This window comes from Ectopseudomonas toyotomiensis (assembly GCF_900115695.1).
GTDB classification, from domain to species: domain Bacteria; phylum Pseudomonadota; class Gammaproteobacteria; order Pseudomonadales; family Pseudomonadaceae; genus Aquipseudomonas; species Aquipseudomonas toyotomiensis.
In genome coordinates this window covers 50,735-75,986 of the sequence record NZ_FOXK01000007.1, presented here as the reverse complement: position 1 = coordinate 75,986, position 25,252 = coordinate 50,735, and the positions used below count along the sequence as shown (strand labels likewise).

General features: G+C 60.7%; 22 protein-coding genes and 2 tRNA genes. 21 read left to right on the top strand and 3 right to left on the bottom strand.

All coding sequences use genetic code 11. The annotated features are described in order from the left end of the window. Positions 1-3: 3 nt before the first annotated feature. The gene (locus tag BM186_RS15265; protein ID WP_072424270.1) at positions 4-522 is read right to left on the bottom strand and encodes an outer membrane protein assembly factor BamE; all 519 of its coding nucleotides are present in this window, start codon (positions 520-522) and stop codon (positions 4-6) included. Positions 523-616: 94 nt separating this feature from the next. On the opposite strand from BM186_RS15265, the gene fur reads away from it, so the two are divergent. Further along, positions 617-1,021, top strand: coding sequence for a ferric iron uptake transcriptional regulator (gene fur, locus BM186_RS15260; protein ID WP_003240531.1), 405 nt, complete (start codon positions 617-619; stop codon positions 1,019-1,021). Between the two features lie 97 nt (positions 1,022-1,118). Here the strand turns inward: fur and recN are convergent, their stop codons facing one another. Continuing rightward, on the bottom strand, positions 1,119-2,795 hold the full coding sequence (gene recN / locus BM186_RS15255) for a DNA repair protein RecN (RefSeq protein ID WP_074916333.1): 1,677 nt from the start codon (positions 2,793-2,795) through the stop codon (positions 1,119-1,121). On the opposite strand from recN, the gene grpE reads away from it, so the two are divergent. From grpE to BM186_RS15215, 8 genes are all read left to right on the top strand, one after another. Then, entirely contained in the window at positions 2,776-3,522 is a 747-nt protein-coding gene (grpE, locus tag BM186_RS15250) for a nucleotide exchange factor GrpE (protein WP_338153425.1), read from the top strand. The genes recN and grpE overlap by 20 nt on opposite strands. A gap of 99 nt (positions 3,523-3,621) precedes the next feature. Continuing rightward, the gene (dnaK, locus tag BM186_RS15245; protein WP_072424267.1) at positions 3,622-5,538 is read left to right on the top strand and encodes a molecular chaperone DnaK; all 1,917 of its coding nucleotides are present in this window, start codon (positions 3,622-3,624) and stop codon (positions 5,536-5,538) included. Between the two features lie 135 nt (positions 5,539-5,673). Then, positions 5,674-6,801, top strand: a complete 1,128-nt coding sequence (gene dnaJ / locus BM186_RS15240) for a molecular chaperone DnaJ (protein ID WP_021489335.1) — start codon at positions 5,674-5,676, stop codon at positions 6,799-6,801. A gap of 48 nt (positions 6,802-6,849) precedes the next feature. After that, positions 6,850-7,653 carry a 4-hydroxy-tetrahydrodipicolinate reductase gene (gene dapB, locus BM186_RS15235; RefSeq protein WP_021489334.1) on the top strand — a complete coding sequence of 268 codons (804 nt, stop codon included), beginning with the start codon at positions 6,850-6,852 and terminating at the stop codon, positions 7,651-7,653. A gap of 190 nt (positions 7,654-7,843) precedes the next feature. Next, on the top strand, positions 7,844-8,992 hold the full coding sequence (gene carA / locus BM186_RS15230; protein ID WP_074916329.1) for a glutamine-hydrolyzing carbamoyl-phosphate synthase small subunit: 1,149 nt from the start codon (positions 7,844-7,846) through the stop codon (positions 8,990-8,992). Positions 8,993-9,028: 36 nt separating this feature from the next. Next, positions 9,029-12,250 carry a carbamoyl-phosphate synthase large subunit gene (carB, locus tag BM186_RS15225; protein WP_072424264.1) on the top strand — a complete coding sequence of 1,074 codons (3,222 nt, stop codon included), beginning with the start codon at positions 9,029-9,031 and terminating at the stop codon, positions 12,248-12,250. Then, positions 12,247-12,723 (top strand): transcription elongation factor GreA, encoded by a 477-nt coding sequence (gene greA, locus BM186_RS15220; RefSeq protein ID WP_072424263.1) that lies wholly within the window; start codon positions 12,247-12,249, stop codon positions 12,721-12,723. The genes carB and greA overlap by 4 nt, the downstream gene beginning before the upstream one ends. Continuing rightward, positions 12,701-13,141: a DUF4149 domain-containing protein gene (locus BM186_RS15215; protein WP_072424262.1), complete on the top strand. Its 441-nt coding sequence runs from the start codon at positions 12,701-12,703 to the stop codon at positions 13,139-13,141. The genes greA and BM186_RS15215 overlap by 23 nt, the downstream gene beginning before the upstream one ends. Before the next feature lie 72 nt (positions 13,142-13,213). On the opposite strand, the gene yhbY is transcribed toward BM186_RS15215, so the two are convergent. Beyond that, positions 13,214-13,525 (bottom strand): ribosome assembly RNA-binding protein YhbY, encoded by a 312-nt coding sequence (yhbY, locus tag BM186_RS15210; RefSeq protein WP_017675336.1) that lies wholly within the window; start codon positions 13,523-13,525, stop codon positions 13,214-13,216. Between the two features lie 90 nt (positions 13,526-13,615). On the opposite strand from yhbY, the gene rlmE reads away from it, so the two are divergent. The 12 genes from rlmE (at position 13,616) to rbfA (ending at position 25,251) form a co-directional block, all read left to right on the top strand. Further along, positions 13,616-14,239, top strand: a complete 624-nt coding sequence (gene rlmE / locus BM186_RS15205; RefSeq protein WP_017675335.1) for a 23S rRNA (uridine(2552)-2'-O)-methyltransferase RlmE — start codon at positions 13,616-13,618, stop codon at positions 14,237-14,239. 172 nt (positions 14,240-14,411) lie between these two features. Then, positions 14,412-16,325, top strand: coding sequence for an ATP-dependent zinc metalloprotease FtsH (ftsH, locus tag BM186_RS15200; RefSeq protein WP_074916327.1), 1,914 nt, complete (start codon positions 14,412-14,414; stop codon positions 16,323-16,325). A gap of 8 nt (positions 16,326-16,333) precedes the next feature. Beyond that, positions 16,334-17,185, top strand: a complete 852-nt coding sequence (gene folP, locus BM186_RS15195) for a dihydropteroate synthase (protein ID WP_074916325.1) — start codon at positions 16,334-16,336, stop codon at positions 17,183-17,185. A 13-nt stretch (positions 17,186-17,198) separates the two neighbouring features. Further along, on the top strand, positions 17,199-18,536 hold the full coding sequence (glmM, locus tag BM186_RS15190; RefSeq protein ID WP_074916323.1) for a phosphoglucosamine mutase: 1,338 nt from the start codon (positions 17,199-17,201) through the stop codon (positions 18,534-18,536). Between the two features lie 65 nt (positions 18,537-18,601). Further along, the gene (gene tpiA / locus BM186_RS15185) at positions 18,602-19,357 is read left to right on the top strand and encodes a triose-phosphate isomerase (protein WP_074916321.1); all 756 of its coding nucleotides are present in this window, start codon (positions 18,602-18,604) and stop codon (positions 19,355-19,357) included. A gap of 3 nt (positions 19,358-19,360) precedes the next feature. Then, a complete protein-coding gene (secG, locus tag BM186_RS15180; protein ID WP_004424408.1) occupies positions 19,361-19,738 on the top strand; it encodes a preprotein translocase subunit SecG in 378 nt (125 codons plus the stop codon). Positions 19,739-19,745: 7 nt separating this feature from the next. Further along, a tRNA-Leu gene (locus BM186_RS15175) sits at positions 19,746-19,831 on the top strand. 97 nt (positions 19,832-19,928) lie between these two features. Further along, positions 19,929-20,005: transfer RNA gene (locus BM186_RS15170), tRNA-Met, on the top strand. A 129-nt stretch (positions 20,006-20,134) separates the two neighbouring features. Beyond that, positions 20,135-20,593, top strand: a complete 459-nt coding sequence (rimP, locus tag BM186_RS15165) for a ribosome maturation factor RimP (RefSeq protein WP_004424406.1) — start codon at positions 20,135-20,137, stop codon at positions 20,591-20,593. A gap of 160 nt (positions 20,594-20,753) precedes the next feature. Further along, the gene (gene nusA / locus BM186_RS15160; protein ID WP_074916320.1) at positions 20,754-22,235 is read left to right on the top strand and encodes a transcription termination factor NusA; all 1,482 of its coding nucleotides are present in this window, start codon (positions 20,754-20,756) and stop codon (positions 22,233-22,235) included. 27 nt (positions 22,236-22,262) lie between these two features. Next, positions 22,263-24,749: a translation initiation factor IF-2 gene (infB, locus tag BM186_RS15155; RefSeq protein WP_074916317.1), complete on the top strand. Its 2,487-nt coding sequence runs from the start codon at positions 22,263-22,265 to the stop codon at positions 24,747-24,749. Positions 24,750-24,858: 109 nt separating this feature from the next. Next, positions 24,859-25,251, top strand: coding sequence for a 30S ribosome-binding factor RbfA (gene rbfA / locus BM186_RS15150; RefSeq protein WP_004424397.1), 393 nt, complete (start codon positions 24,859-24,861; stop codon positions 25,249-25,251). Position 25,252: the final 1 nt, after the last annotated feature.

Genomic DNA, 25,252 nt, shown 5'->3' with positions numbered 1-25,252 from the left:
GTGTTACTGCGGATCGGTGTCCAGCGGCTCGGGAGTCGGAACCGGGACGGTTTCGACCTGATCCACCTCACGCTGAATCTGCTCGAGCAACGAGCCTGGCGCCGGCGGGGTTTCGTCCTGTGGTTTGGCTTGCGGCTGCGCACTGTCGGTGTCGCTACCTTCGCCCATGATTGCCTGGTCACGGCTGACGCCGGGCATGAAGTCGCCGGCCAGGCCAACCAGTTGGTCGCTGCCGTCGAATACCAGGCTGACGCGTTCCTGCAGGCGCTGACCGCCGCCAGGCTGGATGCTGTACAGATAATCCCAGCGATCGGCATGGAAGGTGTCGGTGATCAACGGGTTGCCCATGATAAACCGCACTTGGCGTCGGGTCATTCCCGGGCGTAGCTGGTCTATCATGTCCTGTGTCACGACATTGCCCTGTTGAATGTCGATCTTGTAAACCCCGGGGAATGAACAACCGGCGAGTGCGAAGAGCCCGGTCAGCGACAGGCTGGTCAGCAAGAGCTTGGTTTTTTGCATCGGAGGGTGACTTCCACTATCTTGGGCAACTTGAACCCCGGATCATACCCGTATTGAAGGGTGCTGCGAAGCAGCATCCATGAGAAAGCAGACCATGGTTGAAAATAACGAACTGCGCAAAGCTGGACTGAAGGTGACTCTGCCACGAGTCAAAATCCTGCAAATGCTCGACAACGCCGAGCACCGCCACATGAGTGCGGAGGATGTCTACAAGGCTCTGATGGAGGCGGGTGAGGACGTTGGCCTGGCCACCGTGTACCGCGTGCTGACTCAGTTCGAGGCTGCCGGCCTGGTGGTGCGCCACAACTTCGATGGCGGCCATGCCGTGTTCGAGTTGGCTGACAGCGGCCATCACGACCATATGGTCTGCGTCGACTCGGGTGAAGTGATCGAGTTCTTCGACGCCGAGATCGAGAAGCGCCAGAAAGAGATCGTTAAAGAACACGGTTTCGAACTGGTCGATCACAATCTGGTGCTGTACGTGCGCAAGAAGAGCTGATTCTTCTGCGGCAATGAGAAAGGCGACCCTCGGGTCGCCTTTTTGCTTTGTCTCGCCAGGAAGCGGTCCCGGGTTTGGTGCTCCGGGCTACTTCGCTTCAGGCAGCCTGAGCGCTGGTGACCATCTTGCGCGCGTGAGCCAGGGATTCCTCGGTCAGGTCGACGCCACCGAGCATGCGGGCTATTTCCTCGACGCGGCCACTCTCGTCCAGCTTGCTCACGGCGGTAGACGTGGCATCTTCGCCGCGACGCTTGTGCACGAATAGATGTTGATGGCCCTGCGCTGCGACTTGCGGCAAGTGGGTGACGCACAGCACCTGGCCGCGTTCGCCGAGGCGGCGCAGTAGCTGCCCGACCACTTCGGCGGTTGGGCCGCCGATGCCGACGTCCACTTCGTCGAATACCAGGGTCGGTACACGCGAGGTCTGCGCGGTGATCACCTGGATCGCCAGGCTGATACGTGACAGCTCACCGCCGGAGGCTACCTTGGCCAGGCCGCGTAGCGGCTGGCCGGGGTTGGCGCTGACCAGGAACTCCACCATTTCCAGGCCACTGGCATGCGGTTCTTCGCTGCTCATGGCCTGGAGCTGGATGTTGAAGCGGCCGCCAGGCATGCCCAGCGCCTGCATTTCCTGCTCCACTGCAGCGGCCAGGCGCTCGGCAGCATTGCAGCGCAGTGTGCTGAGCTCGGCGGCTTTCTCCTGGTAATGGCGCTCATAGGCGGCCAGCTCTTCGGCCAGGCGTTCACTGGCCTGGTCGTCGGCATTCAGGCCTTCAAGCTCCTCGAACAACTGTTGCTGCAAGGCGGCCAACTCGGTGGGTTGGATGCGATGTTTGCGTGCCAGGGTGTAGATGGTGTCCAGGCGCTCTTCGAGAAATTGCTGACGCTCCGGGTCGGCGTCGAAGTGATCGAGGAAGCGATTCAGCTCGCCGACTGCTTCTTCGACCTGGATCTGCGCACTGGCCAGCAGGTTGCTGGCTTCGTTCAAGGCACCGCCCTGGCCGCCAAAGGCGCCCAGGCGGTTGAGGCTGGCGGTTAGTGCGGACAGCACGTTGCCAACATCGCTCTCGCTGCACAGATCGAGCACCTGGCGACAGGCCGCGAGCAGCGCTTCGGCATTGCTCAGCGCCTTGTGCTCCTGTTCCAGCTGTTCCAGTTCGTTGTCGCCCAGCGCCAGATTTTCCAGCTCTTCCAGTTGATAGCTGAGCAGCTGGTGGCGGGCGCGCTGTTCGTCACCCTGGTTGGAGATGCGCTCCAGTTCGTTGCGTGTCTGCTTCCAGCGTTGCGCGGCGAGTTGCACCTGGCGCGCGAGGTCCTGGCTGCCGGCGTATTCGTCGAGCAGGCGGCGATGGGTGTCGGTCTTGAGCAGCGACTGATGCTCATGCTGGCTATGGATATCGATGATCAGCTCGCCAAGGGCCTTGAGGTCGGCCTGCGGGCAGGGGCTGCCGTTGATATAGCCACGCGAGCGCCCTTCGGCGGTGATCACCCGGCGCAGGATGCACGGGCCGTCGTTGTCCAGATCCCGCTCGGCGAGCCAGGTGCGGGCTTCGGGAATGTCCGCCAGGTCGAAGCTGGCGAGAATGTCAGCCTTGTCTGCGCCTGGGCGTACTACGCCGCTGTCGGCGCGATCACCCAGGCACAGGCCGAGGGCGTCGAGCATGATCGATTTGCCCGCGCCGGTCTCGCCGCTGATGGCGCTCATGCCGGCATCCAGCTCGAGATCCAGGTGGTCGACGATGGCGTAGTTGTGAATGGACAGGTGCACCAGCATGGCGAACGCTCCCGAATTGATGTCTGGTTATTTATACAGTGTTTTTTCTTTCTCTGGCAATCCTCCCTATTGCCCCTTGAAACCTGTGGAATTGACTCCATATAGGCGGCAGGAGCGCGAGTCGGTATCGCGCCAGTTTTTTCGAGAGGAGAAAGGCATGGCTGACGAACAGACCCTGGATACGCAGAATCCCGAGGCGCAGGCAGCAGACGCTGTGGCGCCTGGTGACGACCTGGCTGCTCGCGTGCAAACGCTGGAAGAGCAACTGGCCGCTGCGCAGGATCAGTCGCTGCGCATGGCTGCCGACCTGCAAAACGTGCGTCGTCGCGCAGAGCAGGATGTAGAGAAGGCACACAAATTCGCGCTGGAAAAGTTCGCCGGTGATCTGCTGCCGGTCATCGACAGTCTGGAGCGCGGTCTGGAGCTGTCCAGCCCTGACGATGTGTCGATCAAGGCCGTGCGTGAGGGCATGCAACTGACCCTCAAACTGTTCCACGACACTCTGGCTCGCTACAACCTGGAAGTCATCGACCCGCATGGTGCGCCGTTCAATCCGGAGCATCACCAGGCCATGGCCATGGAAGAGAGCATCCACGCTGAGCCGAACTCGGTGCTCAAGGTGTTCCAGAAGGGCTATCTGCTCAACGGTCGCCTGCTGCGTCCGGCCATGGTCGTGGTCAGCAAGGCACCAACCACGCCGCCGCCGAGTATCGACGAGCAGGCTTGAAATCAGCTGTAACGACCCCATTTTTAAGTCAAGCGTTTTAGTGCTGCCGGCGCCTGAGAAACGAGGCGACGGAAAAATCAAAGTTTCGGGAGAACATTCATGGGCAAAATTATCGGTATCGACCTGGGGACCACCAACTCCTGTGTCTCCATTCTGGAAAATGGCAACGTCAAGGTAATCGAGAACGCCGAAGGCGCTCGTACCACGCCGTCCATCATCGCTTACGCCAATGACGGTGAAATTCTCGTGGGTCAGTCGGCCAAGCGTCAGGCCGTGACCAACCCGCACAACACCCTGTATGCGGTGAAGCGTCTGATCGGTCGTCGTTTCGACGAAGAAGTCGTGCAGAAAGACATTCAGATGGTGCCGTACAAGATCGCCAAGGCTGACAACGGTGACGCCTGGGTTGAAGTGAACGGCCAGAAGATGGCGCCGCCGCAAATCTCGGCTGAAATTCTCAAGAAGATGAAGAAGACCGCCGAGGACTACCTGGGCGAGCCAGTCACCGAAGCGGTCATCACCGTTCCGGCCTACTTCAACGACAGCCAGCGTCAGGCCACCAAGGATGCTGGTCGCATCGCCGGTCTGGACGTCAAGCGCATCATCAACGAGCCGACTGCGGCTGCGCTGGCCTATGGCATGGACAAGGCCAAGGGCGACCACACCGTGATCGTCTATGACCTGGGTGGCGGTACCTTCGACGTTTCCGTGATCGAGATCGCGGAAGTCGATGGCGAGCACCAGTTCGAAGTGTTGGCTACCAACGGTGACACCTTCCTCGGCGGTGAGGACTTCGATATTCGTCTGATCGACTACCTCGTCGACGAATTCAAGAAAGAAACCGGCATGAACCTCAAGGGCGATCCGCTGGCCATGCAGCGCCTCAAGGAAGCTGCCGAGAAGGCCAAGATCGAGCTGTCCTCGAGCCAGCAGACCGACGTCAACCTGCCGTACATCACTGCAGATGCCACCGGTCCGAAGCACCTGAACGTGAAGATCTCCCGTTCCAAGCTCGAATCGCTGGTCGAGGACCTGGTGCAGCGCACCATCGAGCCTTGCCGTATCGCGTTGAAGGATGCCGGTGTCGACGTCGGTTCGATCAACGACGTGATCCTGGTCGGCGGTCAGACCCGCATGCCGTTGGTGCAGAAGCTGGTGACCGAGTTCTTCGGCAGAGAAGCACGCAAGGACGTCAACCCGGATGAAGCCGTCGCCATGGGCGCTGCCATTCAGGGCGCCGTTCTGGCCGGTGACGTCAAGGACGTACTGCTGCTGGACGTATCCCCGCTGACCCTGGGTATCGAAACCATGGGCGGCGTGATGACTGCGCTGATCGAGAAGAACACCACTATTCCGACCAAGAAGTCGCAGGTGTTCTCTACTGCCGATGACAACCAGAGCGCCGTGACCATTCACGTGCTGCAGGGTGAGCGCAAGCAGGCCGCCCAGAACAAGTCCCTCGGCAAGTTCGACCTGGCCGAGATTCCGCCGGCTCCGCGTGGCGTGCCGCAGATCGAAGTGACCTTCGACATCGACGCCAACGGCATCCTGCACGTGTCCGCCAAGGACAAGGCCACCGGCAAGCAGCAGTCCATCGTGATCAAGGCCAACTCCGGTCTGTCCGATGAGGAAATCGAGCGTATGGTGCGTGACGCCGAGGCTAATGCCGAGGAAGACCGCAAGTTCGAAGAGCTGGCCACGGCACGTAACCAGGGTGATCAGCTGGTGCACGCCACCCGCAAGATGATCACCGAGGCTGGCGACAAGGCCACTGCCGACGAGAAGGCGGCCATTGAGAAAGCCATTGGCGAACTGGAAGTGGCCGTGAAGGGTGACGACAAGGCTGCCATCGAAGCCAAGATGAACGCACTGTCCGAAGCCACCACGCCGCTGGCGCAGAAGATGTATGCCGAGCAGCCGCAAGGCGGTGCTGCCCAGGCTGACGCTGGCGACGCCAAGGATGCCGGTGACGACGTGGTCGACGCTGAGTTCGAAGAGGTCAAGGAGAACAAGTAAGGGATGCGGCCTGCTCGGCGGGCCGCCTCTTCTTTACGCTCCACCGTCGCTCGCGACGGGCAGGATTCGCCGCGCGGGAGCCTTCTCCCGCGTCGGCGTATCTGGAGCTCACGAATCTGAGAGTGCAGCACAACTATGGCAAAACGTGACTATTACGAGATCCTGGGGGTCGAGCGCGGCGCTAGTGAAGCCGAGCTGAAGAAGGCCTACCGGCGCCTGGCGATGAAGTATCACCCGGACCGCAACCCGGACGACAAAGACGCCGAAGAGAAATTCAAGGAGGCCAACGAGGCCTACGAAGTGCTTTCTGACGCGGCCAAGCGTTCGGCCTACGACCAATACGGCCACGCCGGGGTCGACCCGCAGATGGGTGGCGGCGGTGGCGCTGGTTTCGGCGGCGCCAACTTCTCCGATATCTTCGGTGACGTGTTCAGCGACTTCTTCGGCGGCGCTCGCGGCGGTTCGCGTGGCGGTGCCCAGCGCGGCTCGGATCTGCGCTACACCCTGGAACTGGATCTGGAAGAAGCGGTGCGCGGTACCACCGTGACCATCCGCGTGCCGACTCTGGTCGGCTGCAAGACCTGCGATGGCTCGGGCGCCAAGAAGGGTACCAGCCCGGTCACCTGTACCACCTGTGGTGGTATCGGTCAGGTGCGCATGCAGCAGGGCTTCTTCTCCGTGCAGCAGACCTGCCCGCGCTGCCATGGCAGCGGCAAGATGATCACCGATCCTTGCGGCAGTTGCCACGGTCAGGGGCGCGTGGAAGAGAGCAAGACGCTGTCGGTCAAGGTGCCGCCAGGTGTCGATACCGGTGACCGCATTCGCCTGTCCGGCGAGGGCGAGGCCGGTACGCACGGCGGTCCGGCCGGTGACCTCTATGTGGTGGTCAACGTCCGTGAGCATGCGATCTTCCAGCGTGACGGCAAGCATCTTTACTGCGAAGTGCCGATCAGCTTCGCCGATGCGGCGCTGGGTGGCGAGCTGGAAGTGCCGACCCTCGATGGTAGGGTCAAGCTGAAGATCCCGGAAGGTACTCAGACCGGCAAGCTGTTCCGTCTGCGTGGCAAGGGCGTGGCCCCGGTGCGCGGCGGTGCGGCGGGCGACCTGATGTGCAGGGTCGCGGTGGAAACACCGGTCAACCTGAACAAGCGTCAGCGCGAACTGCTTGATGAGTTCCGCAAGTCGCTGCAGGGTGACGATTCCCACTCACCCAAGGCCAGTGGCTGGTTCGAAGGTGTGAAGCGCTTCTTCGGCGACGTTTAACCCCAAAGTGCCCCGGTGGATGCCGGGGCGACAGCTTGGAGCTGATGTATGCAACGTATTGCAGTGATGGGCGCAGCCGGGCGTATGGGCAAGACCCTGATCGAAGCGGTGAGCCAGGCCGAGGGCGCCAAGCTCAGTGCTGCCATCGACCGCGCCGATAGCAGCCTGATCGGTGCCGATGCCGGTGAATTGGTCGGTCTGGGCAAGATTGGTGTAACCCTGGCGGGTGATCTGGCCGCAGTGGTCGACGATTTTGACGTGCTGATCGACTTCACTCATCCGTCGGTGACCCTGAAGAACCTGGAGGTCTGCCGCCAAGCGGGCAAGGCTATGGTCATCGGTACCACCGGTTTCACCGTGGAGGAGAAACAGCAGCTGAGCGAAGCGGCCAAGCAGATCCCCATCGTTTTTGCCGCCAACTTCAGTGTCGGCGTCAACCTGTGCCTGAAGCTGCTGGATACCGCTGCTCGCGTGCTGGGTGACGACGTGGACATCGAAATCATCGAAGCCCACCACCGGCACAAGGTCGACGCACCGTCCGGTACAGCACTGCGCATGGGCGAAGTGGTTGCCGATGCACTGGGGCGTGATCTGCAGAAAGTCGCCGTGTATGGCCGCGAAGGTCAGACCGGCGCCCGTGAGCGCGAGACCATTGGTTTCGCTACCGTGCGTGCCGGTGACGTGGTGGGTGACCACACCGTGCTGTTCGCCGCCGATGGCGAGCGTGTCGAGATCACGCACAAGGCCTCCAGCCGCATGACCTTCGCCAAGGGCGCGGTGCGTTCGGCGCTGTGGCTGCAGGGGCGTGATGCCGCTCTGTACGACATGCAGGACGTGCTGGGTCTGCGCTGATGCGAATGTGTGACTGAGGCGTCTTATCGGGTGGACCGAAAAAGGGTTTTCCTGTAAGCTTCCTGTTTTAGTGTGTCCACTAAAAGTTACGCAGAATGGCTCAAATAAAAAAGCGGGATGACCTTCACACGTCATCCCGCTTTTTTACAACCTGCGTTTGCTTCAAGCCTTGATCGAGACGGAGGTCTTCTTGACTAAGCCAGCCCCCAAACCTGCCATTTTGGCCCTTGCTGACGGCAGCATTTTTCGCGGCGATTCCATCGGGGCCGATGGCCAGACGATCGGAGAGGTGGTGTTCAACACCGCCATGACCGGCTATCAGGAAATCCTTACCGATCCATCCTATGCCCAGCAGATCGTTACCCTGACTTACCCGCACATCGGCAACACCGGCACCACGCCGGAAGATGCCGAGTCCAACCGCGTCTGGGCCGCTGGCCTGATCATTCGCGACCTGCCGCTGATTTCCAGCAACTGGCGCGACAAGCAGCCGCTGGACGAGTACCTGAAAGCCAATGGCACCGTCGCCATCGCCGGTATCGATACTCGCCGTCTGACCCGCATCCTGCGCGAAAAGGGTTCGCAGAATGGCTGCATTCTGGTCGGTGACGACGCCACCGAAGAGAAAGCACTGGAGCTGGCACGCAGTTTCCCGGGCCTCAAAGGCATGGACCTGGCCAAGGTCGTCAGCTGCACCGAGCGCTACGATTGGCGCGAAAGCACCTGGAACCTGCAGTCCGACAGCCACCCGGAGATTCCGGCCAGCGAGCTGCCTTATCACGTGGTTGCCTACGACTACGGCGTGAAGCTGAACATCCTGCGCATGCTGGTCGAGCGTGGCTGCCGCCTGACCGTGGTGCCGGCGCAAACTCCGGCCAGCGAGGTGCTGGCACTCAATCCTGATGGCGTGTTCCTCTCCAACGGTCCTGGCGATCCCGAGCCGTGCGACTATGCGATCCAGGCGATCAAGGACGTGCTGGAAACCGATATCCCGGTATTCGGCATCTGTCTCGGCCACCAGTTGCTGGCCCTGGCCTCCGGCGCCAAGACCCTGAAGATGGGCCATGGCCACCACGGTGCCAACCACCCGGTACAGGATCTCGACAGCGGTGTGGTGATGATCACCAGCCAGAACCACGGTTTCGCCGTGGACGAGAGCAGCCTGCCGGGCAACCTGCGTGCGATCCACAAGTCGCTGTTCGATGGCACCCTGCAGGGCATCGAGCGTACCGACAAGGACGCCTTCAGCTTCCAGGGTCACCCCGAAGCGAGCCCCGGCCCGCACGACGTGGCGCCGTTGTTCGACCGCTTCATCGAAGCCATGGCCAAGCGCCGCTAAGCCCGCCGACTGACCTACGGATTCGAGAGAGAAAAAATGCCAAAACGTACAGACATCAAAAGTATCCTGATCCTCGGCGCCGGCCCCATCGTCATCGGCCAGGCCTGTGAGTTCGACTACTCCGGCGCTCAGGCCTGCAAGGCGCTGAAGGAAGAAGGTTTCCGCGTCATCCTGGTGAACTCCAACCCGGCCACCATCATGACCGACCCGTCGATGGCCGACGCCACCTACATCGAGCCGATCAAATGGGCCACCGTGGCCAAGATCATCGAGAAGGAGCGCCCCGACGCCCTGCTGCCGACCATGGGTGGCCAGACCGCGCTGAACTGCGCGCTGGATCTGGAGCGTCATGGCGTACTGGAGAAATTTGGCGTCGAGATGATCGGCGCCAACGCCGACACCATCGACAAGGCTGAAGACCGTTCGCGCTTCGACAAGGCGATGAAGGACATCGGCCTGGCCTGCCCGGTATCCGGCATCGCCCACAGCATGGAAGATGCCTACGGCGTGCTGGAGAAGGTCGGCTTCCCGTGCATCATCCGTCCGTCCTTCACCATGGGCGGCACCGGTGGCGGCATCGCCTACAACCGTGAAGAGTTCGAGGAAATCTGCGCCCGTGGTCTCGACCTGTCGCCGACCAGTGAGCTGCTGATCGACGAGTCGCTGATCGGCTGGAAGGAATACGAGATGGAGGTGGTCCGTGACAAGAAGGACAACTGCATCATCGTCTGCTCCATCGAGAACTTCGACCCGATGGGCGTACACACTGGTGACTCGATCACCGTCGCGCCGGCACAGACCCTGACCGACAAGGAATACCAGATCCTGCGTAACGCCTCGTTGGCGGTACTGCGTGAGATTGGCGTGGAAACCGGCGGCTCCAACGTGCAGTTCGGTATCTGCCCGAATACCGGCCGCATGGTCGTCATCGAAATGAATCCGCGTGTATCGCGCAGCTCGGCGCTGGCCTCCAAGGCCACCGGCTTCCCGATCGCCAAGATCGCCGCCAAGCTGGCTGTTGGCTACACCCTCGATGAGCTGTCCAACGACATCACCGGCGGTCGTACCCCGGCGTCGTTCGAGCCGGCCATCGACTACGTGGTGACCAAGGTACCGCGCTTCGCCTTCGAGAAATTCCCGAAAGCCGACGCCCGCCTGACCACCCAAATGAAGTCCGTGGGCGAGGTCATGGCCATCGGCCGTACCTTCCAGGAGTCCATGCAGAAGGCCTTGCGTGGCCTGGAAGTGGGCGTTGCCGGCTTCGATCCAAAGCTCGACCTGAACGACCCTGAAGCTGAAAGCACCCTGCGCCGCGAATTGACCGTGCCCAGCGCCGACCGCATCTGGTACGTGGCCGATGCCTTCCGCGCCGGCAAGACCGTCGCCGAAGTGTTCGAGCTGACCCGTATCGACGAGTGGTTCCTGGTGCAGATCGAAGATCTGATCAAGGACGAGGCCACCGTGCAGACCCTCGGTCTGTCGGCTATCGACCGCGACCTGATGTTCAAGCTCAAGCGCAAGGGCTTCTCCGATGCGCGCCTGGCCAAGCTGCTGGGTGTTTCCGAGAAGAGCCTGCGTGCTCATCGCCACAAGCTGAAAGTGCTGCCGGTGTACAAGCGCGTGGACACCTGCGCCGCCGAGTTCGCCACCGACACCGCCTACATGTACTCGACCTACGAGGAAGAGTGCGAGGCCAATCCTTCGAGCCGCGAGAAGATCATGATCCTCGGTGGTGGCCCCAACCGTATCGGCCAGGGCATCGAGTTCGACTACTGCTGCGTACACGCCGCGCTGGCCATGCGTGAAGACGGTTACGAGACCATCATGGTCAACTGCAACCCGGAAACCGTCTCCACCGACTACGACACCTCCGATCGCCTGTACTTCGAGCCGGTGACCCTGGAAGACGTGCTGGAAATCGTCCGTGTCGAGCAGCCGAAAGGCGTCATCGTCCAGTACGGTGGCCAGACTCCGCTGAAGATCTGCCGCGCCCTGGAAGAAGCGGGCGTACCGATCATCGGCACCAGCCCCGAGGCCATCGACCGCGCCGAAGACCGCGAGCGCTTCCAGCAGATGGTGCAGCGCCTGAATCTGCGTCAGCCGGCCAACGCCACTGCGCGCAGCGAAGACGAGGCCCTGGCCTTGTCGAAGAACATCGGTTACCCGATGGTGGTGCGTCCGTCCTATGTACTGGGCGGCCGGGCGATGGAAATCGTCTACCAGGAAGAAGAACTCAAGCGCTACATGCGCGAAGCGGTGAAAGTCTCCAACGACAGCCCAGTGCTGCTCGATCGCTTCCTCAACTGCGCCATCGAGGTGGACGTGGATGCGGTGTGCGACGGCGAGACCGTGGTGATCGGCGCGATCATGCAGCACATCGAACAGGCCGGCGTGCACTCTGGTGACTCCGCCTGCTCGCTGCCGCCATACTCGCTGCCGATGCACATCCAGGACGAGATCCGCGACCAGGTCAAGAAAATGGCCCTGGAGCTCGGCGTGGTTGGCCTGATGAACGTGCAGATGGCGGTGCAGGGCGAAGACATCTACGTCATCGAGGTGAACCCGCGCGCCTCGCGTACCGTGCCGTTCGTCTCCAAGTGCGTCGGCGAGTCGCTGGCTAAGGTGGCTGCACGCGTCATGGCTGGCAAGAGCCTGGCCGAGGCCGGTTACAGCAAGGAAATCATCCCGCCGTTCTTCAGCGTCAAGGAAGCGGTATTCCCCTTCGCCAAGTTCCCAGGCGTCGACCCGATCCTCGGCCCAGAGATGAAATCCACCGGTGAAGTCATGGGGGTCGGTGACACCTTCGGCGAAGCCTTTGCCAAGGCCCAGCTGGGCGCCAGCGAGATCCTGCCGAACTCCGGTTGCGCTTTCATCAGCGTACGTGAAGATGACAAGCCGGAAGCCGTTCAGGTCGCCCGTGATCTGGTCGCGCTGGGCTTTGAAGTGGTTGCCACTGCCGGCACCGCCAAGGTGATCGAGGCTGCTGGTCTGCCAGTTCGTCGAGTGAACAAGGTGACTGAAGGTCGTCCGCATGTCGTCGACATGATCAAGAATGATGAGGTCACCCTGATCATCAATACCACCGAGGGGCGCCAGTCCATCGCTGACTCCTACTCGATCCGTCGTAACGCCCTGCAGCACAAGATCTACTGCACCACGACCATCGCGGCGGGTCAGGCGGTCTGTGAAGCGCTCAAGTTCGGCCCGGAGAAGACTGTGCGCCGGCTGCAGGATCTGCATGCAGGAATCAAGGCATGAACAAATATCCAATGACCGTTCAGGGCGCTCGCGCCCTGGAAGAAGAGCTGGCGCACCTGACCAAGGTGGTTCGCCCGAAACTCAGTCAGGACATCGGTGAAGCCCGCGAGCTGGGTGATCTCAAGGAAAACGCCGAGTACCACGCCGCGCGTGAGCAGCAGGGCATGGTCGAAGCGCGTGTGCGTGATATCGAAGGTCGTCTGCAGAACGCGGTGATCATCGATGTCACCACTATCGAGCACACCGGCAAGGTGATCTTCGGTACTACGGTGGAAATCGCCAACGTCGAGACTGACGAAAGCGTGACCTACCAGATCGTTGGCGAAGATGAAGCCGACATCAAGCAGGGCAAGATCTCCGTCGGCTCGCCTATCGCCCGTGCCTTGATTGGCAAGAATGAAGGCGATGTGGTTGCGGTGCAGACCCCCAGTGGCCTGATCGAGTACGAGATTGTCGAAGTCCGCCACATATAAGTCACAGCAGCCGTCGCGGGCGGCTGCCGTTAGCTGGCAGCTGGCCCAGACTCTTTGGGTCGGCGGCTTGTGGTTGCTGCAATTCGTCATTCTGCCGGCCATCGGCCAGACTGGCCTGGCACCTCTGCTGGTGCAGGAGATAGCCACGCGGCTGGTGCCGCTGCTGGTCGGTCTGACAGCGGTATGCGTTGCTCTGCAGGCTTTTGCCTTGCTGCGCAGTGAAGGTCTGTCGAGCCTATTGCGGGATATGCGTGGGCAACTACTGCTGACCGTTGCGGTCATGGCCCTGAGCTACTTCGCTGTGTTGCGCTACTGGCCCGATGTCGAGTACTGGCTGCGCTTCAGCTATCTGGTGATGGCGTTTTGTGGGCTGTTGCTGGTGCTGCAGCCCGTGCCTGGGGCGCCGGTCAGGCGCTAACGACGCTTTCAGACGCGAATTCATTCGCGATCAGGGCACGCCATGCCTGCCTCTGATCGCGATGGAAGCGCCTCAACCCTGGTAACGAATAACGTTGGACAGGTTGCGATTCGGTTTGGGGTTCTTGCGATAGAGCAGGGCGACCTTGCCAATCGACTGGACCAGTTCAGCGCGTCCGCTCTCGCACAGGGCTACAATGGCGGCCTGGCGATCCTCGCGTTCGGTGAGGCGCAGCTGTACCTTGATCAGCTCGTGATCGTTCAGGGCGCGGTCCAGTTCGGCCAGCACGCCCTCGGTCAAACCATTGTCAGCCACGATCAATACAGGTTTCAGGTGGTGGCCGATAGATTTGAATTGTTTCTTCTGCTCTTGAGTGAGCGGCATAATCGTTAGTACCTAATTCGGTCTGGAAAACGGCGTCTATCTTACCCGAGCCCGCGCAGTTATTCATGACCCGTTGAGTCAGAGGTTTCAGTGGCACGTTCCAAGACCAGCCAGCGTTGGCTGAAAGAACATTTCGATGATCCATACGTGAAGATGGCGCAGAAGGACGGCTATCGTTCGCGCGCCAGCTACAAGTTGCTGGAAATCCAGGAGAAGGATCGCATCCTGCGCCCGGGCATGACCGTGGTCGATCTTGGCGCCGCGCCAGGCGGCTGGTCGCAGGTCACCAGTCGAGTGATCGGCGACAAAGGGCGTCTGATCGCCTCCGACATCCTGGAGATGGACAGCATTCCCGATGTCACCTTCATTCAGGGTGATTTCACCGATGACGCGGTCTTCGCGCAGATTCTCGAGGCCATCGGCGAAAATCCGGTAGACCTTGTTATTTCCGATATGGCCCCCAATATGAGTGGGGTAAGAACCGCCGATCAGGCACGTGCGATGTATCTGTGCGAGCTGGCGCTGGATCTGGCCGGGCGTGTCTTGCGCCCAGGTGGCGATTTTCTGATCAAGATTTTCCAGGGTGAAGGTTTCGACGCCTACCACAAGCAGGTGCGCGAGACGTTCGACAAGGTGCAGATGCGCAAGCCGCTGTCCTCGCGCGATCGCTCCCGTGAGCAATATCTGTTGGCGCGCGGCTTTCGCGGGATGTGAGTTGAAACTGGTGTCCGCCCTGTCGGTCTCAGTGGCAGAAACCTCATAAAGGGTTACAGACGGCGCCTGCGGGAAGCGGGCGTTTGGTGTAAGTTAGTCGGTATATCATTGGTCGTCATGGGAAGCCTGCTTCGCCACGAGGCCTGCTTCAGAGGGTAGCTAATTGAACGACATGGCAAAGAATCTGATCCTGTGGCTGATCATCGCGGCGGTGCTGGTTACCGTGATGAACAACTTCTCCAGTCCGAGCGAGCCGCAGACCCTGAGCTACTCGCAATTCATCGAGCAGGTGAAGGAGGGGCGCGTCGAGCGCGTGACCGTCGATGGTTACGTGATCACCGGCAAGCGCACCGATGGCGAGGGGTTCAAGACCATTCGTCCGGCGATCCAGGACGGCGGCCTGATTGGCGACCTGATCGACAACAACGTGGTCATCGAAGGCAAGCAGCCTGAGCAGCAGAGCATCTGGACTCAGCTGTTGGTCGCCAGCTTCCCGATCCTGGTGATCATCGCCGTCTTCATGTTCTTCATGCGCCAGATGCAAGGCGGTGCTGGTGGCAAGGGCGGGCCGATGAGCTTCGGCAAGTCCAAGGCGCGTCTGCTCTCCGAAGATCAGGTCAAGACCACCTTTGCCGACGTCGCCGGTTGCGACGAGGCCAAGGAAGAAGTCAGCGAGCTGGTGGAATTCCTCCGCGATCCGGGCAAGTTCCAGCGCCTGGGCGGTCGCATCCCGCGTGGCGTGCTGATGGTCGGCTCGCCGGGTACCGGTAAGACGCTGCTGGCCAAGGCCGTGGCCGGTGAGGCGAAAGTGCCGTTCTTCACCATTTCCGGTTCCGATTTCGTCGAGATGTTCGTGGGTGTGGGTGCTTCCCGCGTTCGCGACATGTTCGATCAGGCCAAGAAGCACGCGCCGTGCATCATCTTCATCGACGAGATCGACGCCGTGGGTCGCCATCGTGGCGCCGGCATGGGCGGCGGTCACGACGAGCGTGAGCAGACTCTCAACCAGCTGCTGGTGGAGATGGACGGTTTCGAGATGAATGACGGCATCATCGTCATCGCTGCCACCAACCGTCCGGACGTTCTCGACCCTGCGCTGCTGCGTCCTGGCCGCTTCGACCGCCAGGTGGTCGTTGGTCTGCCGGATATTCGCGGTCGCGAGCAAATTCTGAAAGTGCACATGCGCAAGGTGCCGATGGGCGACGACGTCAATCCGGCGGTCATCGCGCGCGGTACCCCGGGATTCTCCGGTGCCGATCTGGCCAACCTGGTCAACGAAGCCTCTCTGTTCGCCGCTCGTGCTGGCAAGCGCTTGGTGGAAATGAAGGAATTCGAGCTGGCCAAGGACAAGATCATGATGGGTGCCGAGCGCAAGACCATGGTCATGTCCGACAAGGAGAAGCTCAACACCGCGTTCCACGAGGCGGGCCACGCCATCGTTGGTCGCCTCGTGCCCGAGCACGATCCAGTTTACAAGGTGTCTATCATTCCGCGTGGTCGTGCCCTGGGCGTGACCATGTTCCTGCCGGAAGAGGATCGTTACAGCCTCAGCAAGCGCGCGCTGATCAGCCAGATTTGCTCGCTGTTCGGTGGTCGTATCGCCGAAGAGATGACTCTGGGCTTCGATGGTGTCACCACGGGCGCCTCGAACGACATCATGCGCGCCACCCAACTGGCCAAGAACATGGTCACCAAGTGGGGTCTTTCCGAGAAGCTGGGCCCGCTGATGTATGCGGAAGAAGAGGGTGAAGTTTTCCTCGGTCGCAGCATGGGCAGCCAGGCCAGCAACGTTTCCGGCGAGACTGCCAAGCAGATCGACGAGGAAGTGCGTCGTATCATCGATGAATGCTATGCCACGGCCAAGAAACTACTGGTAGAGAACCGTGACAAGCTCGATGCCATGGCCGAAGCGCTGATGAAGTACGAAACCATCGACGCCGAGCAGATCGATGACATCATGAATGGTCGCGAGCCTCGTGAGCCGCGCGGCTGGGATGGTGGCGGTGACTCCGGTGCTCCGCAGGCCAAGGTCGACGAGCCAGATCGTTCTGAAACGCCCATTGGTGGGCCGGCGGCCGAGCACTAAGGTTTCATATGTCTCAAACGCAACACCCGAGCCGGCTGCCCTTTGGTAGCCGGCTTCTTGATTTGTCCCGTCCGCAGGTGATGGGCATCCTCAATGTCACTCCTGATTCTTTCTCCGACGGTGGGCGCTTTACGGCGCGCGATGCTGCATTGCGTCACGCCGAGCAGATGGTCGCGGCCGGTGCGACGCTGATCGATATCGGTGGTGAGTCCACCCGCCCTGGGGCGCGAAGCGTTTCGCCGACCGAGGAGCTGGAACGGGTTGCGCCGGTGGTCGAAGCTATCGCTCGTCAGCTCGACGTGATCATTTCCGTGGACACCTCGACCCCCGCAGTCATGCGCGAAAGTGCAAGGCTGGGTGCGGGGCTGATCAATGATGTGCGTTCGTTGCAGCGTGATGGCGCTCTGGATGCGGCGGCAGATACGGGTCTGCCGGTGTGTCTGATGCATATGCGCGGCGAGCCCGGCAACATGCAGGATGATCCGCAGTATCCGGATATCGTCGCTGAGGTGCGTGATTTTCTCGTCGAGCGCATGGCTGTCTGCGCGACAGCCGGTATTCCCGCTGAGCGGATCCTGCTCGATCCGGGCTTTGGTTTTGCCAAGACCCTGGAGCACAATCTCGCCCTGTTCAAGCGCATGAGTGAGCTCTCTGCGTTGGGGCGGCCCTTGCTGGTTGGTGTGTCACGCAAGAGCATGATCGGCAAGGTGCTCGGTCACGAGGTGGGCGGGCGCCTCTACGGCAGTCTGGCATTGGCTGCTCTGGCATTGACCAAGGGCGCACATATTTTGCGTGTGCACGATGTCGCCGAAACGGTGGACGTGGTGCGCATGATCGCTGCGGTTGAAGCGGCGCAATAACAAGGAAAGCGTTATGGCTAGAAAATACTTCGGCACCGACGGTATTCGTGGTCGCGTTGGCCAGTTTCCCATTACTCCGGATTTCATGCTCAAGCTCGGTTGGGCGGCTGGCATGGCGTTTCGCAAGCAGGGCAAGTGCCGGATCCTGATCGGCAAGGACACGCGTATCTCTGGCTACATGTTCGAGTCCGCCCTCGAGGCGGGGCTGGCTGCAGCGGGGGCGGACGTGCAACTGCTCGGGCCAATGCCGACGCCGGCCATTGCCTACCTGACGCGCACTTTTCAGGCCGATGCCGGTATCGTCATCAGTGCTTCGCACAATCCGCATGACGATAACGGCATCAAGTTCTTTTCCAGCGAAGGCACCAAGCTTCCGGACGATGTCGAGGCGATGATCGAAGAGTTGCTCGATCAGCCGATGACCGTGGTCGAATCTGCCTGTATTGGCAAAGCTTCGCGGATCAACGATGCCTCCGGTCGCTACATCGAGTTCTGCAAGGGCAGCGTGCCCAGTGGCACCAGCTTCAAAGGTCTGAAGATCGTCATCGATTGCGCCCATGGCGCTGCCTACAAGGTCGCGCCGAGTGTATTTCGCGAGCTGGGTGCGGAGGTTCGAGTCATTTCGGCGCAGCCCGATGGCCTCAATATCAATGATGCTTGTGGTTCTACACACATTGCCGCGCTGCAGGCCGAAGTGGTCGCGCAGCAGGCCGATCTGGGTATCGCCTTCGATGGCGATGCTGATCGTGTGCTGATGGTCGACCAATATGGTGCGGTGGTCGATGGTGATGAACTGCTGTTCATCATTGCGCGTGATCTGCAGGAGCGTGGGCGGCTGCGTGGTGGTGTGGTCGGCACGCTGATGAGCAATCTCGGGCTGGAACTGGCTCTGGCCGATCTCAACATCCCATTCATTCGCGCCAATGTCGGTGATCGTTATGTGATCGCTGAATTGCTGGCGCGCAACTGGCAGCTCGGTGGCGAGAATTCCGGGCACCTGGTGTGCTTCCAGCACACCACGACTGGCGATGCGATTATTGCGGCCCTGCAGGTGCTGATGGCACTCAAGCGCCGTGGTCAGAGCCTGGTTGATGCGCGCAGCGATCTGAAGAAGTGTCCGCAGGTGCTGGTCAATGTGCGGTTCTCCGGTGCTGTCGATCCGCTCGAGCATCCTTCGGTGAAGGAAGCCTGCGCGCGGGTGACCGAGAGCATGGCTGGGCGCGGTCGCGTGCTGCTGCGCAAGTCCGGCACCGAGCCGCTGGTGCGGGTGATGGTCGAAGGTGACGAGGAAAGCTCGGTTCGCGGCTATGCCGATGAATTGGCTAAGATTGTTGCCGAAGTCTGTGCTTGATTGCGCTTGCTACCGCGGGTGCTCTTGGGTAATATCTGCGCCCTCTTTGATCGACGAGGTAAAACATGCGTCGCCCCTTGGTCGCTGGTAACTGGAAAATGCACGGTACCCGCGCAAGCGTCGCAGAGCTGATCGAAGGTGTACGTCAGCAGGTGCTTCCTGCTGATGTCGATGTTGCGGTGTTTCCCTCCAGTCTGCATATCGCTCAGGTCGTCGAAGGTCTGAATGGTAAAGCGGTGATGGTTGGAGCGCAGGATTGTGCAGCACAAGTAGAGCAGGGTGCCTTGACTGGTGAACTGGCGGTTAGTCAGTTGGTCGACGGCGGTTGTGAGCTGGTGCTGGTTGGTCACTCCGAACGTCGCCTGATTCTGGGTGAAAGTGACGAAGTGGTCGTGCGCAAGTTTGCGGCGGTACAGGCTGCAGGTTTGACTCCCGTGCTCTGTGTGGGTGAAACCCGCGAGCAACGTGAAGCGAATACAACGCTGGGTGTGGTGGGTGGCCAGTTGGCCGCGGTGATCGACGCGCTGGGTGTCGATGCGCTGAAGAACGCCGTAGTTGCCTATGAGCCTGTATGGGCCATTGGCACCGGGTTGACCGCTACGCCCGAGCAGGCTCAGGAAGTGCATGCAGCGATCCGCGCGCAAGTTGCGCAGCTCGATGCTGGTGTCGCGAGTGGGCTGAGAATTCTTTATGGTGGCAGTGTGAAGGCCGCCAGTGCTGCCGAGTTGTTCGGCATGCGGGATATCGATGGGGGGCTCGTAGGTGGCGCCTCTCTGAATGCGGATGAATTCGGTGCGATCTGTCGCGCTGCAGGAAACTGAAGAATGCTGGAAACAGTCATTGTTGTTCTGCACCTGCTGGGTGCGATCGGGATTGTAGTGCTGGTGCTGTTGCAGCAGGGTAAAGGCGCTGACGCGGGTGCGTCGTTCGGTTCGGGTGCTTCGGCAACTGTATTCGGAAGCCAAGGTTCCTCTACCTTTCTGAGTAAGTTTACTGGTATACTCGCCGCGGCTTTTTTCATTACCAGCTTGGGTTTAGCGTTCTTTGCTAAAGAAAAAGCTGATGCACTGACTCAGGTTGGTCTGCCAGATCCAGCGGTTCTGGAAGTTCAACAAAAACCGGCTGTCGAAGATGTGCCGGTGCTCGAAGAGCAAGCTCCAGCGTCCGATGCTTCGGATGTGCCGGAGGCTCCAGAGCAGTAACAGTTTTGCCGAGGTGGTGGAATTGGTAGACACGCTACCTTGAGGTGGTAGTGGCCATAGGCTGTAGGGGTTCGAGTCCCCTCCTCGGTACCATACTCAAGAAAGCCCGCAGTTCGCGGGCTTTCTTGTTGCTGGAGTGTTTGGTTGACCCTCGCCAGGGGGTGGCCGTATAATTCCGGCCCAGCTTTGACGCGGGGTGGAGCAGTCTGGTAGCTCGTCGGGCTCATAACCCGAAGGTCGTAGGTTCAAATCCTGCCCCCGCAACCAGTTTCAGCAGGCCCCTTTTCAGGGGCTTTTTGTTAGCTGAAAGACAGTATCCGTTGGTATTTACGGCGGATTGAAGGGATGGGCGTTTCGCCCATTTTTTATTTGCACAGCATGCACGAGGGCCGTTAAGTGTCGAGCAAGCTAGAACAGTTGCAGGCCTTGTTGGCCCCAGTAATCGAGGCGCTCGGTTATCAATGTTGGGGCATCGAGTTCCTGTCGCAGGGGCGTCATTCGCTGCTGCGTGTCTATATCGATAAAGCCGATGGCATCCTGATCGACGATTGTGAAATCGTCAGCCGTCAGCTCAGTGGTGTGCTCGATGTCGAGGATCCGATTACCTCGGAGTACACACTGGAAGTTTCTTCTCCTGGCATGGATCGTCCGTTGTTCACCCTCGAACAGTTTGCGACGCATGCCGGTGAACAGGTGAAGATCAAGCTGCGTTCGCCTTTCGACGGGCGTCGTAACTTCCAGGGCCTCCTTCGCGGTGTGGAGGAGCAGGACGTGGTAGTTCAGGTGGATGACCACGAGTATCTGTTGCCGATCGACCTGATCGACAAGGCCAATATCATCCCCCGATTTGATTGAGATGCGGATTCTGTGGCGCTGCTGGACTGTCGATTGTCGGCGCAGCGCAAGCGACACAGATGGCGCGAAGGTAGCGCGGCAGCTCACGAAGATAGCGCCAATGGCGTGAACGTGATGCGGACTGTGCAGAACCAATGGATTGCGAAAGGCGAGGCGTACGATGAGCAAAGAAGTACTGCTGGTTGTTGAGTCGGTATCCAACGAAAAGGGTGTACCGGCCGGCGTGATTTTCGAGGCGCTGGAGCTGGCTCTGGCGACCGCCACCAAGAAACGTTTCGAGGACGAAGTCGACCTGCGTGTGTCGATCAACCGTCAGAACGGTAGCTACGAAACTTTCCGCCGCTGGACCGTGGTCGATGAGTCCGAGTTCGAGGACCCGGCCTACCAGGTGACCGAGGACATGCCGCAGGCCGTCGAGGCCAACGCCAAGATCGGTGACGTGCTCGAAGAGAAGGTCGATTCCATCGAGTTCGGTCGCATCGCCGCGCAAACCGCCAAGCAGGTCATCGTGCAGAAAGTGCGCGAGGCCGAGCGTGCTCAGGTGGTAGATGCCTACCGCGAGCGCCTGGGTGAGATCATCTCCGGCACCGTGAAGAAGGTCACCCGCGACAATGTCATCGTCGACCTGGGCAACAACGCCGAGGCGCTGCTGGCCCGTGAAGACATCATTCCGCGCGAGACTTTCCGCGTTGGTGTGCGTCTGCGTGCCCTGCTCAAGGAAATTCGTACCGAGAACCGCGGCCCGCAACTGATCCTGTCGCGTACCGCTCCGGAAATGCTGATCGAGCTGTTCCGCATCGAAGTACCGGAAATCGCCGAAGGGCTGATCGACGTCAAGGCCGCCTCCCGTGATCCGGGTTCGCGCGCCAAGATCGCCGTGCGCTCCAAGGACAAGCGTATCGACCCGCAGGGTGCCTGCATCGGTATGCGTGGCTCGCGCGTCCAAGCCGTTTCCGGTGAACTGGGCGGTGAGCGCGTGGATATCGTGCTGTGGGACGACAATCCCGCGCAGTTCGTCATCAATGCCATGTCGCCGGCTGAAGTGGCTGCGATCATCGTCGATGAAGATGCCCATGCCATGGACATCGCCGTTGGCGAAGACAACCTGGCCCAGGCCATTGGTCGTGGCGGTCAGAATGTGCGTCTTGCCAGTCAGTTGACCGGCTGGACCCTGAACGTGATGACCGAAGCGGACATTCAGGCCAAGCAACAGGCAGAAACCGGCGACATCATGCAGTCCTTCATCGACGAGCTGGAAGTCGACGAAGAACTGGCTCAAGTCCTGGTCGAAGAGGGTTTCACCAGTCTCGAAGAGATTGCCTACGTACCCATGGAAGAAATGCTCAGTATCGATGGCTTCGACGAGGAGATCGTCAATGAGCTGCGTGCACGGGCTAAGGATCGTCTGCTGACCAAGGCGATCGCCAACGAGGAGAAGTTGGCCGATGCCCATCCGGCAGATGATTTGCTGGAACTGGAAGGCATGGACAAGGCGCTGGCTCTAGAGCTTGCGCTGCGCGGCGTGATTACCCGTGAAGACCTGGCCGAGCAGTCGATTGACGACCTGCTCGACATCGACGGCATCGACGAAGAGCGTGCCGGCAAGCTGATCATGGCCGCCCGAGCCCATTGGTTCGAATAAGCGGTTGCGGCCTGAGGAGAAAGATGCATGACGCAAGTCACGGTGAAAGAACTGGCCACAGTGGTCGACACCCCGGTTGAGCGCCTGCTGCAGCAGATGCGTGAAGCTGGCCTGTCCCACGACAGTGCCGAACAAGTAGTGACCGATAGTGAGAAACAGGCCCTGCTGGCCCATCTCAAGAGCAGTCACGGCGACAAGGTCGAAGAGCCGCGCAAGATTACCTTGCAACGCAAGACCACCAGCACGCTGCGCGTCGCTGGTAGCAAGACCATCAGTGTTGAAGTGCGCAAGAAGAAGACCTTCGTCAAGCGCAGCCCGGAAGAGCTGGAAGCCGAGAAGCAGCGCGAGCTGGAAGCTCAGCAGGCCGCTGCCGAGGCCGAGCGCCTGAAGGCCGAGGAAGAAGCCAAGCGCAAGGCCGAAGAAGAAGCCAAGCGCCAGGCTGCAACTGCCACGACCGAAACCGCCGCACCTGCTGCCGCGCCGACGCCTGTCAGCGAGCCGCTGGTTGCCGCTCCGGTCGTCGAAGTCGAGCGCAAGAAAGAAGAAGTGCGTCGCCCCGAGAAGGCACGCTCTGATGAAGACGAGCGTCGCGATCGCAAGCACACCCAGCATCGCCCCGCTACCAAGGAGAAGGCGCCGGCTCCGCGCGTCGCTCCGCGTAGCGTCGATGAAGAAAGCGACGGTTTCCGTCGTGGTGGCCGCGGCAAGTCGAAGATGAAGAAGCGCAACCAGCATGGCTTCCAGGCTCCGGCCGGCCCGGTGGTGCGTGACGTAGCCATTGGCGAAACCATCACGGTGGCCGACCTGGCCCAGCAGATGTCGGTCAAGGCTGCTGAAGTCATCAAGTTCATGTTCAAGATGGGCACCCCGGTGACCATCAATCAGGTGCTGGATCAGGAAACTGCCCAGTTGATCGCCGAAGAGCTGGGCCACAAGGTCAAGCTGGTCAGCGATAACGCCCTGGAAGATTCGCTGGCCGAGTCGCTGAAGTTCGAAGGTGAGGCCGTGTCCCGCGCGCCGGTGGTGACCGTGATGGGTCACGTCGACCACGGTAAGACCTCGCTGCTCGACTACATTCGTCGCGCCAAGGTGGCTTCCGGTGAAGCGGGTGGCATCACCCAGCATATCGGTGCTTACCACGTGGAAACCGAGCGTGGCATGGTCACCTTCCTCGACACCCCCGGTCACGCTGCGTTTACCGCCATGCGTGCGCGTGGTGCCAAGGCGACCGACATCGTCATCCTGGTCGTTGCAGCTGACGACGGCGTGATGCCGCAGACCCAGGAGGCCGTACAGCACGCGAAAGCGGCTGGCGTGCCGATCGTGGTCGCGGTGAACAAGATCGACAAGCCTGATGCCAACCCGGACAACATCAAGAACGGCCTGGCCGCTCTCGACGTGATCCCGGAAGAGTGGGGCGGCGATGCACCTTATGTGCATGTGTCGGCCAAGATGGGTACCGGCATCGACGAGCTGCTCGAAGCCGTACTGCTGCAGGCTGAAGTCCTCGAGCTGAAAGCCACGCCGTCGGCCCCGGGTCGTGGTGTGGTGGTCGAATCGCGTCTGGACAAGGGCCGTGGCCCGGTGGCCACCGTGCTGGTTCAGGACGGTACCCTGCGTCAGGGCGACATGGTCCTGGTCGGCGTCAACTATGGCCGCGTGCGTGCCATGCTTGACGAGAACGGCAAGCCGATCAAGGAAGCCGGTCCGTCCATTCCGGTCGAGATCCTCGGCCTCGACGGCACGCCGGATGCCGGTGACGACATGACTGTGGTCGCCGACGAGAAGAAGGCCCGCGAAGTTGCCCTGTTCCGTCAAGGCAAGTTCCGTGAGGTCAAGCTGGCCCGTGCTCACGCCGGCAAGCTGGAAAACATCTTCGAGAACATGGGCCAGGAAGAGAAGAAAACCCTCAACATCGTGCTCAAGTCCGATGTGCGTGGTTCTCTGGAAGCCCTGCAAGGCTCGCTCAGCACCCTGGGTAACGATGAAGTGCAGGTGCGCGTGGTCGGTGGCGGCGTCGGTGGTATCACCGAGTCCGATGCCAACCTGGCACTGGCTTCCAACGCCGTGCTTTTCGGCTTCAACGTCCGCGCTGACGCCGGTGCGCGCAAGATCGTCGAGGCCGAAGGTCTGGACATGCGCTACTACAACGTCATCTACGACATCATCGAAGACGTCAAGAAGGCGCTCACCGGTATGCTCGGCAGCGATGTTCGCGAGAACATCCTGGGCACCGCCGAAGTGCGTGACGTGTTCCGTTCGCCGAAGTTTGGCGCGGTTGCCGGTTGCATGGTCATCGAAGGCACTGTCTTCCGTAACCGTCCGATCCGTGTACTGCGTGAAGACGTGGTGATCTTCGAAGGTGAGCTGGAATCGCTGCGTCGCTTCAAGGACGACGTCGCCGAAGTGCGTAACGGCATGGAGTGCGGTATTGCGGTGAAGAGCTACAACGACGTCAAGGTCGGCGACAAGATCGAAGTGTTCGAGAAAGTCCAGGTGGCTCGCAGCCTGTAATCGCGAGTCGCAACACGCAACGCCCGGCCCCGCATTCGCGCGGCCGGGCGTTTGCCGCTTTTGAGTCCGCTGGCGAACAGACGGTGGACGCAGTAAAGGTAAGTAGAAAATGGCCAAAGATTACAGCCGTACCCAGCGTATCGGCGACCAGATGCAACGCGAACTGGCCCAGCTTATCCGGCGTGAGGTCAAGGATCCGCGTCTGGGGCTGGTGACCATCACCGCAGTCGACGTCAGTCGTGATATCGGTCACGCCAAGGTCTTCATCACCGTCATGGGGCAGGATGATGCCGAGGCGATCAAAGAGAGCCTCAAGGTACTCAACGACGCGGCCGGTTTCCTGCGCATGCAACTGGGCAAGGCGATGAAGCTGCGCAGCGTGCCACAGCTGCACTTCCACTACGACGAGAGTGTCCAGCGTGGTGCTCACCTGTCGGCACTGATCGAGCGTGCCGTGGCGGAAGATCGTCTGCACGACGACACCGCGGGTTCCAAGGAGTAAG

What these genes read in the sequence shown, in the direction of transcription:
- glmM (WP_074916323.1), top strand. Translation starts at nt 17,199, where the DNA reads ATGGCTAGAAAATACTTCGGCACCGACGGTATTCGTGGTCGCGTTGGC.
- grpE (WP_338153425.1), top strand. Translation starts at nt 2,776, where the DNA reads ATGGACAGGTGCACCAGCATGGCGAACGCTCCCGAATTGATGTCTGGT.
- nusA (WP_074916320.1), top strand. Translation starts at nt 20,754, where the DNA reads ATGAGCAAAGAAGTACTGCTGGTTGTTGAGTCGGTATCCAACGAAAAG.
- dnaK (WP_072424267.1), top strand. Translation starts at nt 3,622, where the DNA reads ATGGGCAAAATTATCGGTATCGACCTGGGGACCACCAACTCCTGTGTC.
- folP (WP_074916325.1), top strand. Translation starts at nt 16,334, where the DNA reads ATGTCTCAAACGCAACACCCGAGCCGGCTGCCCTTTGGTAGCCGGCTT.
- dapB (WP_021489334.1), top strand. Translation starts at nt 6,850, where the DNA reads ATGCAACGTATTGCAGTGATGGGCGCAGCCGGGCGTATGGGCAAGACC.
- recN (WP_074916333.1), bottom strand. Translation starts at nt 2,795, where the DNA reads ATGCTGGTGCACCTGTCCATTCACAACTACGCCATCGTCGACCACCTG.
- carB (WP_072424264.1), top strand. Translation starts at nt 9,029, where the DNA reads ATGCCAAAACGTACAGACATCAAAAGTATCCTGATCCTCGGCGCCGGC.
- ftsH (WP_074916327.1), top strand. Translation starts at nt 14,412, where the DNA reads ATGGCAAAGAATCTGATCCTGTGGCTGATCATCGCGGCGGTGCTGGTT.
- infB (WP_074916317.1), top strand. Translation starts at nt 22,263, where the DNA reads ATGACGCAAGTCACGGTGAAAGAACTGGCCACAGTGGTCGACACCCCG.
- fur (WP_003240531.1), top strand. Translation starts at nt 617, where the DNA reads ATGGTTGAAAATAACGAACTGCGCAAAGCTGGACTGAAGGTGACTCTG.
- BM186_RS15265 (WP_072424270.1), bottom strand. Translation starts at nt 522, where the DNA reads ATGCAAAAAACCAAGCTCTTGCTGACCAGCCTGTCGCTGACCGGGCTC.
- yhbY (WP_017675336.1), bottom strand. Translation starts at nt 13,525, where the DNA reads ATGCCGCTCACTCAAGAGCAGAAGAAACAATTCAAATCTATCGGCCAC.
- tpiA (WP_074916321.1), top strand. Translation starts at nt 18,602, where the DNA reads ATGCGTCGCCCCTTGGTCGCTGGTAACTGGAAAATGCACGGTACCCGC.
- rbfA (WP_004424397.1), top strand. Translation starts at nt 24,859, where the DNA reads ATGGCCAAAGATTACAGCCGTACCCAGCGTATCGGCGACCAGATGCAA.
- greA (WP_072424263.1), top strand. Translation starts at nt 12,247, where the DNA reads ATGAACAAATATCCAATGACCGTTCAGGGCGCTCGCGCCCTGGAAGAA.
- secG (WP_004424408.1), top strand. Translation starts at nt 19,361, where the DNA reads ATGCTGGAAACAGTCATTGTTGTTCTGCACCTGCTGGGTGCGATCGGG.
- dnaJ (WP_021489335.1), top strand. Translation starts at nt 5,674, where the DNA reads ATGGCAAAACGTGACTATTACGAGATCCTGGGGGTCGAGCGCGGCGCT.